The organism is Streptomyces sp. NPDC058052, assembly GCF_042885515.1.
In the GTDB taxonomy this organism is placed as follows: domain Bacteria; phylum Actinomycetota; class Actinomycetes; order Streptomycetales; family Streptomycetaceae; genus Streptomyces.
Genome location: NZ_JBHVRX010000030.1, coordinates 20,166 through 33,878, shown reverse-complemented (window position 1 = coordinate 33,878; position 13,713 = coordinate 20,166). Strand labels below are relative to the sequence as shown.

The window sequence follows — 13,713 nt, the reverse complement described above, 5'->3', positions numbered from 1 at the left end:
GCACATGACGGTGCAGCAGTACGACGGGATCGGCGAGGCGTTCGAGGGCTTCAAGGCCCTGCCGATCATCCGCTACGGAGAGGTCCCCAGCGTCCTGGAGCTGATCGGCGACGTCACGGGCAAGACGGTCCTCGACCTCGCCTGCGGCACCGGCTTCTACAGCCGGGAGCTCAAGCGGCGCGGCGCCGCGGACGTGTTCGGCGTCGACATCTCCTCCGAGATGATCGCCGCCGCCCGCGGCATCGAGGCCCGCGAGCCGCTGGGCCTGCGCTACGAGGTCGAGGACGTCGCCGAACTGAAGCCGGTGGACACGCCGTTCGACATCGCCCTCGGCGTGCAGTGTCTCAACTACGCCGGTTCCAGGGAGGAACTGGACCGGATGTGCGCCCGCATCCACCGCAGCCTGGTGCCCGGCGGCGCGTTCTACATCTTCGCCCAGAAGCCCGACTACGCCTTCGACTGCGCGTCCCTGGAGACGTACGGCTTCCGCTGCGAGCCGACCGGCGAGTCGAACGAGATGGGTCCGCGGGTCCGCGTCACCGCACTGCTCGACCCGGAGCCCATCAGCATCCTGGGCACCGCCCTGCGCCGCGAGGTCTACGAGGAGGCCCTGACCGGCGCGGGGTTCCGCGACGTGGAGTGGGTCCCGCTCCACGTGTCCGAGGAGGGGCTCCGCACCTACGGCGAGGAGTTCTGGGCCGAACTCCTCGCCCACCCGCCGCTGGTGCTCCTGCGCTGCCGCGCCTGACCGCGCCGCGAAGCCCCCGGGGGCACCCGCGCCGGCCCGCCGCCGGCCCGCGTGCCCCCGGGCCCGGGGCTTGCCGTGTGCCCGGCGGGATCCGGAAGGAACGGCCCAGGGCTCCAGCGGGATGCGGGTGTCCGGCCCGTGGGCCTTCGTCGGGCGGCTGGAGCGCGGCGGGCGGCGGGGTGCCAGGGGCGGGCCGGCGGAGGATTCCCGCGGTGTGCGGGCCGTCGCTCTCGTACGGTGTCCGGATGGACCAGCATCTCTCGATCAGGCACGTTCCCGCTGACCGTCTCGACGATCTCGCACCCCTGTGGCAGGCGCTGCATCGCCATCACGTGGCTGTGGCCGGGCATCTGGAACGGTTCTCGCCCTCGCTGTCGCCCGAGGCGTCGTGGAGGAACCGCAGGGCCAAGTACGCGGCCTGGCTCGCTTCCCCGGACGCTTTCGTCCTGGCGGTCGACGTCTCCGGTGAACTCGTGGGCTATGCCATGGCCCGCGTGCGGGAACAGTCGCCGGGGTCCTGGCAGCGAGGAGCGAAGACCGGTGTCCTGGAAAGCCTTTCCGTACGAGCCGACCAGCGGGGCGGCGGGCTCGGGACGCGCCTGTTCGACGCGGTCCGCGCCGAGTTCGCCCAGCGCGGGGCACAGGAGCTGCAGCTCGATGTCATCGCCACCAACGCGGACGCCCTCCGCTTCTACACCCGGCAGGGACTCGTGCCGTACGTGACGACGCTGCTGGGCCGCTGCTGACACTCCGGCAGGATCTCGCCCGGGAGCCCACGGTCGGCCCTGGCCCGGCCCCGAGCCGTCGCACCCGCGGCGAGGACGCCGATCCGGCGGTGCCGGAGAGCGGCGTCCCGCTGACGTGCTAGCCGCGGGGCGCGAGCAGCCGCGGCAGTTCGTGGGTGGCCGTCTGGCGGCCCGGGCGGAGGCCGACCGGGGTGGCGGAGTTGGCCCACTCCATCGTGACCACCGGCTCGGATCCGTCCCCCACCTCGACGGCGACGCCGTCGAAGGTCTCGCCGCCGGCGGTCGCGGGCCGCAGGGCGTCGGCGACGCCCCGGGCGGCCTCGGCGGACTCCGTCACGACGCACAGCCGTTCCCGCGAGGTGCCGTCCTCCGCGGCACGGGCGCCGAATCCGTAGAGGGCGACACCGGGCAGCGTGTTCCCGGACCGCCCGGCGAAGAGGTGGACGAGGTAGGCGTCCTCGCCGAGGCAGTCCACGGCCCGCCGGTACGCCGGGTCGTCCGCGAGCGACCGCTCGGGCCCGCCCAGCGGCGGGAGGGCGTCCTCGGCGGCGAAGGCCCCGGAGCGGACCGAGGAGGAGACCGCGACCCGCGCGTCCCCGTCCTGCCACAGCTCCCCGCCGTCCGTGGCCCCCTTCTTCCAGCCGCGCCGCTCCAGGGGCGGGCCGGCGGCCGCGGGGTCGAACCGGCCGGTGAGGCGGAAGCCGGTGCTCCCGATCCGGACCGAGGAGTCGACGTCGGCGGCGGTGAAGCCGAACGCGTCGCGCGGGTCGTCGCCCTCGTTCCGGGCGGCGGCGAGTTCGGGGATCCCGTAGTCCTCCAGGTCCCCGTAGAGCTTCCGGTCCGCCGCGACGAGCCCGCGGGCCCTCGCCACGTCGACGTAGGCCAGGTACGTGTCGGCCCGCTCGGCGGGGACGCCGTCGAGGGCCGCCGACAGGCCGCCGCCCGGCTTCGCGTCGTCCCCGTCGCCCCCGCAGGCGGTGAGCCCGCCGAGCAGCGCCGCCGCGAGGGCGGCCGCCGTGATCCCCCGCCGTGTCCGTCGGCCGTCCGCCGCCATCGCGTGTCCCTCGTCCCGTACGCCGGGCACGTCCCGCCGACGCGCCGAGGTCCGACAGTCTCGCAGGGTGCCGGGAGCGGGTGGCGGCCGGGAGCGGGTGGTGACCACCCTTCCTCCTCTACCTATGTTGACATAGGTATCGGCACATACATAAAGTGCGGGCGCCCGGCCTCCACCCCACCCGCACAGACAAGGCACCCCCATGTCCTCCGCACCCGTGGACACCACCGCGCCCCACGCGTCCACGCCGCCCCCGTCCGGCCGCCGCGCCAACCCGTGGCTGACGCTGATCGCCGTCGCCCTGGGCCTGTTCATGGTCAACCTCGACGGGTCCGTGGTCTCCGTCGCCAACCCCGAGATCGGCCGCGACCTCGGCGCCACCACCGCCGACCTGCAAGCGGTCACCAACGCCTACCTGATCGCCATGGCCGCCGCGCTGATCCTCGGCGGCAAGCTCGGCGACCGCTTCGGGCGGCGCACCTCCTACCTCGCCGGCGTCGCCGGCTTCGTCGTCGCCTCCGTGATGATCGGACTCATCGGCTCGGTCGAGGGCGTCATCGCCTTCCGCGCCCTCCAGGGCCTCTGCGCCGCGCTGCTCATCCCCAACACCCTGGGCCTGCTCCGCGCCGTCTTCCCGCCGGAGCGGTTCGGCACCGCGGTCGGTCTGTGGGCCATGGTCGCCTCCTGCTCGACCGCGCTCGGACCGATCGTCGGCGGCCTCCTCGTCGAGCACGTCAGCTGGGAGTCCGTCTTCTTCATCAACGTGCCCATCGGCGCGGCGACCCTCGCCTTCGGCGCGCTCGTCCTGCCGCGGAGCAAGGACTCCACCGGCCGGCACGGCTTCGACCTCCCCGGCGTGGTGCTTCTCGCCCTCGGCCTGGTCGCGCTGGTCCTCGGCGTCGTCAAGGGCGAGACCTGGGGCTGGACCTCGGCCGGCACCCTCGGCTCCCTCGCCGCCGGGCTGCTTCTCCTCGTCCTCTTCGCCCGGTACGAGACGCGTGTCGCCCACCCGCTGCTGCCGATGCGCCTCTTCCGCAGCCCCGCCCTGACCACCGGCACCCTCGTCACCGCCGTCAACTTCTTCGTGATGCTCGGCGTGATCTTCTTCCTCATGCTCTACCTGCAGAACGTCCGCGGCCTGACCCCCGTCGAGGTCGGCGTCCGCACCCTCCCGATGAGCCTGGCCTCCGTCGTCGCCGCCCCGCTCGGCGCCGCCCTCACCGGACGGTTCGGCGCCCGCGTCACCATGCCGGCCGGCATGGCGCTGGAGGCCGTGGCCGCGCTGTGGATGACGACCTGGGACACGCAGTCGCCGTACGCGGCGCTGTGGCCGCCCTTCCTCCTCATCGGTCTCGGCGTCGGCATGGTCATGTCCGCCTCCTCGGACGCCATCGTCGGCAACGCCCCCGTCCGCGACGGCGGCGTCGCCGGCGGGCTCCAGGCCACCGCCCTCCAGGTCGGCGGCGCGCTCGGCACCTCCGTCCTGGTCTCCCTCATCAGCGGCCGCGTCGGCGCCACCCTCACCGGCGAACTGACCGGCGCCGGAGTGCCGCCCGCCGTCGCCGAGGGCCTGGCCGGGGCGAAGGACGCCGTGGCGATGGGCATCGCCCCCGTCACCGACGCGATGCCCGCCGCCCTGCGGACCGCCGTCGTCGAGGGCAGCGGCAACGCCTTCATGAACGGCGTCCACACGGCCGCCCTCGTCACCACCGCCCTCTGCGTCGCCGGCGGCCTCCTCGCCGCCGTGGGCCTGCGCCGGCCCGCACCCGCCACGACCGCGCCCGCCGCGACCGCGCCCGCCACGACCGCGGCGCCCGGAGCCGTGCCCCACCCGTCCGCCGCGTCCCCCGCCGGCGAGCGGCCGCGGGCGGCCCTCTGACCGCCCGTCCACCCGTCACCACCGCCCCGCCGGCCTCGCGCGCACCATTGCCGCGGGGCCGCCGGGTGCCCATGCTGCGCGGATGCGCTTCTCCCTGCCGCCGCGCTCGCGACCTCCCGGATCCGCCTCGGCACCCTGCTCACCCCGGTGCCCCGCTACCGACCGCAGCGACTCGCCCGGCAGGTCGCGACCCTGGACGCGCTGAGCGGAGGACGGGCGGTCTTCGCCGCCGGGCTCGGCGGCCCCGTCGACGACGAGTACCGCAGCTTCGGCGACGACGCCGAACCCCGCGTTCTCGCCGCACGCCTGGACGAGGGCCTGGACCTGCTGCGGCGCTTCTGGACCGGCGAACCGGTGGACCACGACGGCACCCACTACCGGGTCCGGGACGCGGCCCTGCTGCCCGCCACCGTCCAGCGTCCCGCGCCGCCGGTCTGGATCGGCGGCTTCTGGCCGCGCCGGGCACCGATGCGCCGCGCGGCCCGCTGGGACGGCGCGGTGCCGCTCTTCGAGACCGCCCGGCACGGCCACGTGCCCGACGTGGCCGAGGTACGTGACCTGGTCGGCTACGTCCGGGCGAGGCGGGCGGAGGCCGGGGCCGAGGGCCCCTTCGAGTTCGTGCTCGGGGGAGCGACCCCGGCGGACGCCGCCCGGGCGAAGGACGTCGTCGGCCCGCTCCGCGACGCCGGCGCCACCTGGTGGGACGAACGCCGGATCCAGACCGGCCCCGACCTCGACCGCCTGGCGCCGGTCCTCCGGCGCGCCGAGGCGGGACCGCCGGTCGTCTGACGCCGGGCGTCCGGACGTACGACACGTCCAGGCGTACGAAACGTCCAGGCGTACGACACGCCCGGACGTGCGCACATCCGGGCGTACGAGACATCCGGACGCCCGGAACGCTCCCGCCGGCCCGTCCGTCAGGGTCCGGCGGCCGCTTCCCGCGTCGCCCGGGCCAGTTCGGCCCGGAGCGCCGCGAAGGGGGCGGCGCCGCGCAGCGCCGCGACGTCCACGCCCGGCCCGCGCGGCAGCGGCACCGCGACCTCCTCCACGACCCGCCCCGGTCCCGCCGCCATGACGAGGACCCGCGAGCCGAGCAGGACGGCCTCCTCCGCGGAGTGGGTGACGAAGACGACGGTGGTGCCGGTGACCGCCGCCAGCGTGCGGACCTCCTCCTGGAGCCGTTCCCGGGTGAGGGCGTCCAGCGCGGCGAACGGCTCGTCCATCAGCAGGATCTGCGGTTCGGCCGCGAGCGCCCGGGCGATCGCCACCCGCTGCTGCTGACCGCCCGACAGCTCCCAGGTGCGGCGCCCGCCCATGCCGGGCAGGCCGACGAGTTCCAGCAGCTCCGCGGTGCGCGCGGCCCTGTCCCCGCGCGGGACGCCGTGCCGGGCCAGCGCGAAGGCGAGGTTCCCGGCCACCGTCCGCCAAGGGAAGAGCCGCGGCTGCTGGAAGACCACGCCGACCTTCCGGTGCACCCGGACCGACCCCGTGGCCGGCCGCTCGAACCCCGCCACCAGCCGCAGCAGGGTCGTCTTGCCGCACCCGGACGGCCCGACCAGCACGACGAACTCGCCCGGGGCCACCGCCAGCGACACGTCCGCCACGGCCGTCACCGGGGCCTTCGCCGGTCCGTACCGGACGCTCACCCCCGCGATCTCGACGTCGACCGCCCCGGCGGTGTCAGCGGGCGCCACGGGCCAGCTCCTCGACCGCGAGCGCCTTCTCGAACACCGACCGCTCGGGCACGGCGTCGATCGCCTTCTGCCCGTGCAGGAAGACCGCCGCGTCCCGCAGGTTCCCGGCCAGCGCCCCCGGCTTCCCGGGCGTGCCCAGATACGCGGGCGCCCGCTGCTCCTCCGCGGTGAGCAGCACCAGCTCCTCCAGCTGGGCCAGCGCCTCCGCCGGCGTGAGGTTCAGCTCCGCCCCGATCGCCGCCGCGGCCTTCGCCGGATCGCTCTTCGCCAGCCTGACGGCCTGGTCCTCCGCCGACAGCCAGGCGTCGACGACCTCGGGGTGCTTGCCCGCGAACGCGTCGGTCACGACGCCGAGGTCGGCGGTCGGCTTCCCCCGGTCGGCGATCTCGCGGCTGGTGACCAGCACCTTCCCGGTCTTGCGCAGTTCGGTGAGGCTCGGCGTCCAGACGTAGGCGGCGTCGATGTCGCCGCGCTGCCAGGCGGCGAGCGCGTCCTGCGGCTGGAGGTCGACGAGCGACACGTCGGATGCGCTCAGCCCGGCCGCCTCCAGCGCGGCGAGGAGCGAGTAGTGGGCGGTGGACCCGAACGGCGCGGCCACCTTCCGGCCCTTCAGCGCCGCCACCGAACCGATCTCCTTCTTCGCGACGAGGGCCTCGTTGTCGCCGATGAGGTCGTGGATCCACAGCACCTTGTACGGGATGTCCAGCGGCGCGGACAGTCCCTTGGTGACGGGGCTGGAGCCGAGCAGGCCCAGGTCGACCGCGCCGGCGATGACGGCGGTGTTGACGTCGCCGCCCGAGTCGAACCGCACCCAGCGGATCTCCGCTTCCGGCAGCGCCTTCTCCAGCAGCCGCTGGTTCTTGACGACCAGATCGGCGTTGGGGATGGCCTGGTACGCGATCCGGACCCGCACCTTGCCCGACCCTTCCCCGTCGGCCGTCGCGGCACCGCCGCAGGCGGTCGCGGCCAGGGCGAGCAGCGCGGTGGCGCCGGCGGTCAGGACGGTGCGGCGGGGATGCAGGGACATGGGACTTCCTTGGCGGTGAGGTGGGGACGTACGGGACGACGGGGAGGGGGAGGACGACGGGGAGGGGGAGGGGGAGGGGACGTACGAGGGAGGGGGGAGACGGGGGAGGAAGGGGGGGCCGCCGGTCAGGCGCGGCCCCGCCAGGGCACTGCGGCCCGCTCGGCGCCCCGGAACAGGGCGTCGAGGACGATGCCGGACAGGCCGATGGCCAGCAGTCCGGCGATGACGAGATCGGTCTGGTTGTAGCGCTGCGCGTCGCGGATCATGCCGCCGATGCCGGGCACGCCGTTGATGGTCTCGGCGGCGACGACCGAGGTGTAGGCGATGCCGACCGCGATCCGCACCCCCGTCAGGATCTCGGGCAGCGCCGCCGGGAGCCGCACCGACAGCAGCACGGACACCGGTCCCGCGCCCAGCGCGCGGGCCGCCTCGACCAGGTCGCCCGGCACGCCCCGCACGGCCGCCGCGGTGGCCGCGGTGATCGGCGGGAGGGCGGCGACGACGAGCAGCCAGATCTTCGGGGACTCGTCGATGCCGAACCAGATGACGAGCAGCGAGAGGTACGCGAGGGGCGGCAGCGTGCGCAGGAAGGTGACGGCCGGCTCCAGGACGACCGCCAGCGGCCGGACGACCCCGATCAGCAGGCCCAGCGGAACGCCGGCGAGGGCCGCGTACCCGGTGCCGATCGCGATCCGCCGCAGGGACACGGCCAGGTGCTCGACGAGCAGGTGCCCGCTGACGCCGCGCACCCCCTCGTGCACGGTGGAGGCGCGGACCAGGGCCCGCCAGACGTCGGCAGGGGCCGGTACGAGGACGCGCGGCCAGACGCCGGCCGTGACCACCGCCTGCCAGGCGGCGACCAGCACGACCAGGGCCAGCAGCCGCAGGGCGGTCCACCGGAGCACCCGCCCGCCGCGCCAGGTGGGCCGGACCGGACGTCCGGCCCGCTCGTCCGCCGCCGCGGGTGCCTTCCCGCGAGTGTCGAGGAGCGTCACGCCGCCGCCCCTCCGGCCCGTACGGGCTCCGCCGCCGCGGCCTCGGCGAGGGTACGCAGCCGGGGCGCGACCTCCTCGCCGATCCGGTACGCCTCCTCCAGGTGCGGGTAGCCGGAGAGCACGAACTCGTCGATGCCCAGCCGCCGGTACTCCCACAGGCGGGCGGCGACCTCGTCGTGCGAGCCGACCAGCGCGGTCCCGGCGCCCTCCCGGACGAGCCCGATGCCGGCCCACAGGTTCGGCGCGACGGTGAGCCGGTCGGCCGACCCGCCGTGCAGGGCGGTCATCCGGGCCTGCCCGGTCGAGTCCATCCGGGCGAAACGCTCCTGCGAGGCCCGTACGGCCTCCGGGTCGAGGCCCGCCAGGATCCGGTCGGCCTCGGCCCACGCCTCGTCGGCGGTGTCGCGGCTGATGACGTGGAGGCGCAGGCCGAAGCGCGGGGCCCGGCCGAGGAGGGCCGCCTCGGCGCGGAGCCGGGCGACGCGGTCGGCGACGGCGGCCGGGGGCTCGCCCCACAGCAGCTGCACGTCCGCGTGGCGGGCGGCGACCTTCTCGGCGGCCGGGGAGGCGCCGCCGAAGTACAGGGGGACGGGCGAGGAGAGCGTCGGCTCGTGCAGCCGCGCGTCGGTCACGCGCACGTGCGGCCCGTCCGTGTCGACCCGTCGGCCCTCCAGCAGTTCCCGGACGACGTGCATCAGTTCACCGCTGCGCGCGTACCGCTCGTCCTTCGGCAGGTGGTCGCCGTAGGCCCGCTGCTCGGCCGGGTCGCCGCCGGTCACGACGTTGAGCGCGATCCGGTCGCCGTACAGGCGGCGGAAGGTGTCGGCCTGCTGGGCGATCAGCGTCGGCTGCGCGAGCCCGGCGCGGAAGGCCACGAGGAAGCCGATGCGTTCGGTCAGGGCGGCGAGCGCCGGGGTGAGGACCCAGGGGTCGGCACAGCCCAGCCCGACCGGCGTCAACAGCTTCGAGAACCCGGCCCGTTCGGCGGCCCGGGCTACCTGGGCGAGGTAGTCGACGTCGGCCCGCCGCCGGGTGGCGGCGGCGGTGCGGCCCTGGACGGCGGTGACGCCGCCCGGATCGCGGCCGTCGCCGCCGGTGGGCAGGAACCAGTGCAGGACGGGATGGTCGGACGGGGGCATGCGGAGGACACCTCGGTGGAGGACGGGACGCGGAGGCGCACACCGGCGGGCGCGACGATCCGGGGACGACGGAGACGCGTCCGGGGGAGACCGGCGAGACGGCGGTGCGCGGCCGCGGCTGCTGCGGCAGGAGGGGAACGGTCGCCGCCTGCGCCGGCGCGGGAGTCGGCGCGGCGTGCTCACGGACGGCCCGTCAGGAACCGTGGCGCGACGGGGGCGACGGTCCGGGACGGGCGGGGGTCAGCGGTGGGCGGCGGTACGGCGGCCGGGCCGACACAGCATCCCGGCGACACGCATGAGGTCCACGTGTCGGCGGCGGATGAGGTCGGGGCGCAGGCCCCGCATCCTGACGGCCGCATCCGCCCACCGACAACCATGTTCCGCCATGTGGACATCCGGATCTCACATGCCGAAAGGGGAGACCCAGGGAGACCCCGGGGCGCACGCATGGCCCGACTCCACGTACACCCCCGCCCCCGCCTCCGGCCGCGCCCCCGCCTCCGGCCGTGCTCACGCTCCGGCCGGCCCGTGCGGCCCCGTCAGTTCCGTCAGCAGGTCGGGGTTGACGATCCGCAGGATCGTCGCCACCCGCTCGGGGTCAGCCGCGGGCCACAACACCCGTCGGGCGGCCCGGTACTTGGCGGCGAGCCGTTCCCGCTGCTCCGGCGGCAGTCCGGCCGCCCGGTCGGCGCGGCTGTTGTGCGCGTTGTCGGCGATCTTCACCAGGGTGGCGTCCGGATCCCGCGTCAGCCGCAGGATCTTCTCCTCGTACGGGCGGTCCGGGTCGTTGGTGACGGCCTCGACGATCCCGACCACGCGGTCGGGGACCCCTGCCGCCCGCAGCCCCTCGGCCGTCCAGGACGTGTCCTCGACGACGTCGTGGAGGAGCCCCGCCATGGCCAGTTCGGTCCCGAACGGCACCAGGCCGGCGGCGACGGCCCGCACGTGCTCCACGTACGGGACGCCGATCTTGTCGGTCTGGCCGGCGTGCGCGCGGTCGGCCAGGGCGTCCGCTTCGGTGAGAGTCATCATGCCCCCATCATCCCTGCGCGGGTGCGTGCGTGCGGGCGGGCGTGCGGGCGCGCGGGCCGGCCGGCACGCATCCGTGCGTGACCTGGCGGCGGGCCGCCGCCGCGCGGCGCCACACACTGTTCACACGGCGGAGGAATTCCCTTGCCCGGGCGGTCCGTTGCCCTCTGCATGACTCTCGGCGTAACGCTCAGCTCGACCCACCGCCAACTCCCCGTCGACGCCACCGTGGGCCTCGCGCGCGAGGCCCACGGGGCCGGTCTGCACTCCGCGTGGTTCGGCCAGACCTTCGCGTACGACTCGCCCACGCTGGCCGCGATCGTCGGCCGCGAGGTGCCGGGGCTGCACGTGGGGACGGCCGCCCTGCCCGTCTTCGGCCGCCATCCGCTGCTCGTCTCCAGCCAGGCCCAGACCGCCCAGGCCGCCACGGGCGGCCGCTACCACCTCGGGCTCGCCCTCGGCACCCGGCACCTCACCGAGGCCGCCTTCGGGCTGCCGTACCAGCGGCCCGTCGGCCTGCTGAGGGAGTTCCTCACCGCACTGCGGCCGCTGCTCGACACCGGCGAGGCCGACTTCCACGGCGAGCTGCTGACCGCGACGACGCCGTACTCCGCGGCCGTCCCGGGTGCCCGGCCGCCGGTGCCCGTCCTGGTCGCCGCCATGGGTCCGCAGGCCCTGCGCGTCAGCGGCGAGCTCGCCGACGGCATCCTGCCCTTCCTCGCCGGCCCGCGCGCCCTCGCCGAGCACATCGTCCCCGCCGTGACCGCCGCGGCGCGGGCCGCGGGCCGCCCCGCGCCGCGGATCGTGGCCCTCGTGCCCGGTGTGGTCACGGCCGACCCGGAGGGCCTGCGGCAGCGGGCTGCCGAAGCCCTCGCCCTCTACGGGACGATCCCCTCCTACCAGCGCGTCATCGAGCTCTCCGGCGCCGAGGGCGCGGCCGGTCTCGCCGTCCTCGGCGACGAGGAGGCCGTCGCCGCCGAGGTCGGCCGCTACCGGGACGCCGGCGCGACCGAGGTGGTCTTCACGGCGACCGACCTCGGCGGCGAGGAGGCCCGGCGGCGCACCTGGAAGCTCCTCGGCGAGCTCTCCGGAGGCCCGTCGGCCGGGAGCCTCGGCTGACGGGACACGATATTCGAGCACCTGTTCGGTTTCATGGGTATCCTGGATCCATGACCGCCGCACCACCGGACCTCCCCGGCCTCCAGGGATCCCTGTTCGACCAGGGGGACGACCCCCGCCCCGGGCCCCTGGACGGCATCCGGAGGACCCTGCTGGCCGGCGGGGCCTGGGTCGACCACCTGCCGGGGTGGTTCCTCGGTGCCGACACCCTCTTCGAGGAGCTGGCCGGGCGGGTGCCGTGGCGCGCCGAGGAACGCCGGATGTACGACGACGTGGTCGCCGTCCCCCGGCTCCTCGCGCACTACCGCGAGGGCGAACCGCTCCCGCACCCCGCGCTCGCCGAGGCCCGCACGGTCCTCGGCGAGCACTACGCGCCCGAGCTCGGGGAGGAGTTCGTCACCGCGGGACTCTGCCTCTACCGCGACGGGCGCGACAGCGTCGCCTGGCACGGCGACCGCACCGGCCGCTCCTCCACCCGCGACACCCTGGTCGCCATCCTCTCCCTCGGCGATCCCCGCGATCTCGCCCTCCGCCCCCGCGGCGGCGGCACGGTCGCCCTCCGCCTCCCGCTCGGCCACGGCGACCTGGTCGTGATGGGCGGCTCCTGCCAGCGCACCTGGGACCACGCCGTCCCCAAGACGACCCGCGCGGTCGGGCCCCGCATCAGCGTGCAGTTCCGCCCGCGCGGCGTACGCTGACCCGGCCGCCCGGCCCGCATGGCCTGGGCTCCGGAGATCATCGAGCGAGGGGGCGCAGTGACGTACAGGGGTGGGGTCCACGTCCACGGAATCCACGGCACCGGCGGCGGCGCGCACGCCCGCGGGTGCCGGCGGCCGCACGCCCCCGGGAGCGCGTGACCCCGAACGCGCCGGGTGGCGGCTTCTGTTGCCAGCCGGAACTGGCCAAGGTCGTCCCGCCCGCACACCTCCGCGCGAGGGCGCCCCGAATGGGGCCCCGTCGCTTCAGGAGGACACAACTGCCCAGCAAGACGCCAGGGTTCCCGGAATCCGGACTCGTCCGGTCCGGGGGTTGTGGCCCGGGTCGGGCGGGCAGGTTTGCAGCGTCGCGTGGCGGGAATTGTCGGCCGTCAGTGACAGCGGCAACATGAAAACGGATTCCGAGGACTGAAGGAGGTGGAGCGACCATGCCCCTGCATGCCGTCGAAATCCCCGAGTTGTGGATGCCTCACCCGCTCAAGGTCAATCCCCATCTGCCGGGCCTGCGGGCGGAGAGCGAGACGTGGGCGCGCGAGATGGGCATGCTGGACACCGGCGACGGACGGCCCGACCGCCGCCCGATCTGGACCCGGACCCAGTTCCAGGCGATGACGGTGGACCTGCTCACCGCCTGGACGCTGCCCGACGCCACCCCCGCCGCCCTGCGGCTCAACCACCGCTTCAACATCTGGGCCCTCGCCTGGGACGACTACTTCGCCCACGCCTTCAAGCGGACCAGCGACCTCCAGGGCGCCCACGACTTCACCGCCCGGCTCCACGCCTTCCTGCGCCCCGAGGAAGGCGCCCGGCTGCCCGAGCCCGTCAACGCGGTCGAGCGCGGCATCGCCGATCTCCAGCAGCACCTCTTCCCGCCCCGACTGGCCCACTGGCGGCAGGAGTTCTGCCGCGCGCTGGCCCGCTACATCGACGCGGGCGTCGAGGAGCTGGCCAACAGCCGTACCGGCCGCGTCCCCCACCTCATCGACTACGCGCCCTTCCGGCGCGAGAGCTTCGCCGCCCACACCGCCCCCTACTCCGTCGAGCTCGCCACCGGCGCCCGAATACCCGAGCGGATCCGGCACAGCAGGACCGTCCGCGGACTGACCGCCGCGTTCATGGACGTCATGGGCCTGGCGAACGACATCGCCTCCTACGAACGGGAGGTCCACGAGGAACACGACGTGAACAACCTCGTCGTGGTCCTCGGCACCTCCCTCGGCATCCCCCTCCGCGAGGCCGTTCCGGCCTCCGTCCACCTCGTCAACTCCCGCATGCGCGACTTCGAGCAGCTCCGCGAGGAGGACATCCCGCTGCTCGCCCGCCGCGCCGGACTGAGCCCCGGCGAACAGGGCGAGCTGGACACCTGGCTGGGCGGGGCGTGCAGCTTCCTCTCCGGCCTGCACGCCTGGTACACCGGCGCCCCCCGGTACGTCCCCGACGCCCCGGCCTTCCCGGAGCAGCGCCTCCCCGCCTCCTCCGCGGAGGAGTGGTTCGGAAGGGGTGCCGGCAGGCACACGCCGACACCCCCCTCCGCCGTCGGACTCGGCCTCGACGCCGAGCCATGACC

12 protein-coding genes and 1 pseudogene are annotated in these 13,713 nt (G+C 75.2%); 7 read left to right on the top strand and 6 right to left on the bottom strand.

All coding sequences use genetic code 11. The features are described from left to right. Positions 1 to 4 precede the first annotated feature (4 nt). Together ACFVU3_RS31300 and ACFVU3_RS31295 are read left to right on the top strand one after the other, a co-directional pair. On the top strand, positions 5 to 748 hold the full coding sequence (locus ACFVU3_RS31300) for a class I SAM-dependent methyltransferase (RefSeq protein WP_390071521.1): 744 nt from the start codon (positions 5 to 7) through the stop codon (positions 746 to 748). A 245-nt stretch (positions 749 to 993) separates the two neighbouring features. Beyond that, entirely contained in the window at positions 994 to 1,494 is a 501-nt protein-coding gene (locus ACFVU3_RS31295) for a GNAT family N-acetyltransferase (RefSeq protein WP_390071519.1), read from the top strand. A 118-nt stretch (positions 1,495 to 1,612) separates the two neighbouring features. Here ACFVU3_RS31295 and ACFVU3_RS31290 read toward each other — a convergent pair whose 3' ends face one another. Beyond that, positions 1,613 to 2,548, bottom strand: coding sequence for a hypothetical protein (locus ACFVU3_RS31290; protein ID WP_390071517.1), 936 nt, complete (start codon positions 2,546 to 2,548; stop codon positions 1,613 to 1,615). A 202-nt stretch (positions 2,549 to 2,750) separates the two neighbouring features. On the opposite strand from ACFVU3_RS31290, the gene ACFVU3_RS31285 reads away from it, so the two are divergent. Next, entirely contained in the window at positions 2,751 to 4,427 is a 1,677-nt protein-coding gene (locus ACFVU3_RS31285; protein WP_390071515.1) for an MFS transporter, read from the top strand. 54 nt (positions 4,428 to 4,481) lie between these two features. After that, a pseudogene (locus ACFVU3_RS31280) lies at positions 4,482 to 5,216 on the top strand (LLM class flavin-dependent oxidoreductase); the annotation flags it as partial. A gap of 128 nt (positions 5,217 to 5,344) precedes the next feature. Here ACFVU3_RS31280 and ACFVU3_RS31275 read toward each other — a convergent pair. From ACFVU3_RS31275 to ACFVU3_RS31255, 5 genes are all read right to left on the bottom strand, one after another. After that, on the bottom strand, positions 5,345 to 6,121 hold the full coding sequence (locus tag ACFVU3_RS31275; protein WP_390071514.1) for an ABC transporter ATP-binding protein: 777 nt from the start codon (positions 6,119 to 6,121) through the stop codon (positions 5,345 to 5,347). Further along, positions 6,108 to 7,148, bottom strand: coding sequence for an ABC transporter substrate-binding protein (locus ACFVU3_RS31270; protein WP_390071513.1), 1,041 nt, complete (start codon positions 7,146 to 7,148; stop codon positions 6,108 to 6,110). Before ACFVU3_RS31270 ends, ACFVU3_RS31275 begins: the two co-directional genes overlap by 14 nt. Before the next feature lie 125 nt (positions 7,149 to 7,273). Next, complete coding sequence (locus ACFVU3_RS31265) at positions 7,274 to 8,143, bottom strand: ABC transporter permease (protein WP_390071511.1); 870 nt, start codon at positions 8,141 to 8,143, stop codon at positions 7,274 to 7,276. Then, the gene (locus ACFVU3_RS31260; protein WP_390071509.1) at positions 8,140 to 9,282 is read right to left on the bottom strand and encodes an LLM class flavin-dependent oxidoreductase; all 1,143 of its coding nucleotides are present in this window, start codon (positions 9,280 to 9,282) and stop codon (positions 8,140 to 8,142) included. Before ACFVU3_RS31260 ends, ACFVU3_RS31265 begins: the two co-directional genes overlap by 4 nt. A gap of 510 nt (positions 9,283 to 9,792) precedes the next feature. After that, the gene (locus ACFVU3_RS31255) at positions 9,793 to 10,314 is read right to left on the bottom strand and encodes an HD domain-containing protein (RefSeq protein ID WP_390071507.1); all 522 of its coding nucleotides are present in this window, start codon (positions 10,312 to 10,314) and stop codon (positions 9,793 to 9,795) included. Between the two features lie 168 nt (positions 10,315 to 10,482). Here ACFVU3_RS31255 and ACFVU3_RS31250 point away from each other — a divergent pair, with 168 nt between their 5' ends. The 3 genes from ACFVU3_RS31250 (at position 10,483) to ACFVU3_RS31240 (ending at position 13,711) form a co-directional block, all read left to right on the top strand. After that, the gene (locus tag ACFVU3_RS31250) at positions 10,483 to 11,430 is read left to right on the top strand and encodes a TIGR03564 family F420-dependent LLM class oxidoreductase (RefSeq protein ID WP_390071506.1); all 948 of its coding nucleotides are present in this window, start codon (positions 10,483 to 10,485) and stop codon (positions 11,428 to 11,430) included. Between the two features lie 50 nt (positions 11,431 to 11,480). Continuing rightward, the gene (locus ACFVU3_RS31245) at positions 11,481 to 12,128 is read left to right on the top strand and encodes an alpha-ketoglutarate-dependent dioxygenase AlkB (RefSeq protein WP_390071504.1); all 648 of its coding nucleotides are present in this window, start codon (positions 11,481 to 11,483) and stop codon (positions 12,126 to 12,128) included. A gap of 446 nt (positions 12,129 to 12,574) precedes the next feature. Continuing rightward, on the top strand, positions 12,575 to 13,711 hold the full coding sequence (locus ACFVU3_RS31240) for a hypothetical protein (protein ID WP_390071503.1): 1,137 nt from the start codon (positions 12,575 to 12,577) through the stop codon (positions 13,709 to 13,711). The last annotated feature ends 2 nt before the right edge of the window (positions 13,712 to 13,713 follow it).

Excerpts from the sequence above, each read along its gene's own strand:
- ACFVU3_RS31300 (WP_390071521.1), top strand. The coding sequence starts at position 5 with ATGACGGTGCAGCAGTACGACGGGATCGGCGAGGCGTTCGAGGGCTTC.
- ACFVU3_RS31295 (WP_390071519.1), top strand. The coding sequence starts at position 994 with ATGGACCAGCATCTCTCGATCAGGCACGTTCCCGCTGACCGTCTCGAC.
- ACFVU3_RS31290 (WP_390071517.1), bottom strand. The coding sequence starts at position 2,548 with ATGGCGGCGGACGGCCGACGGACACGGCGGGGGATCACGGCGGCCGCC.
- ACFVU3_RS31285 (WP_390071515.1), top strand. The coding sequence starts at position 2,751 with ATGTCCTCCGCACCCGTGGACACCACCGCGCCCCACGCGTCCACGCCG.
- ACFVU3_RS31270 (WP_390071513.1), bottom strand. The coding sequence starts at position 7,148 with ATGTCCCTGCATCCCCGCCGCACCGTCCTGACCGCCGGCGCCACCGCG.
- ACFVU3_RS31260 (WP_390071509.1), bottom strand. The coding sequence starts at position 9,282 with ATGCCCCCGTCCGACCATCCCGTCCTGCACTGGTTCCTGCCCACCGGC.
- ACFVU3_RS31255 (WP_390071507.1), bottom strand. The coding sequence starts at position 10,314 with ATGATGACTCTCACCGAAGCGGACGCCCTGGCCGACCGCGCGCACGCC.
- ACFVU3_RS31250 (WP_390071506.1), top strand. The coding sequence starts at position 10,483 with ATGACTCTCGGCGTAACGCTCAGCTCGACCCACCGCCAACTCCCCGTC.
- ACFVU3_RS31245 (WP_390071504.1), top strand. The coding sequence starts at position 11,481 with ATGACCGCCGCACCACCGGACCTCCCCGGCCTCCAGGGATCCCTGTTC.
- ACFVU3_RS31240 (WP_390071503.1), top strand. The coding sequence starts at position 12,575 with ATGCCCCTGCATGCCGTCGAAATCCCCGAGTTGTGGATGCCTCACCCG.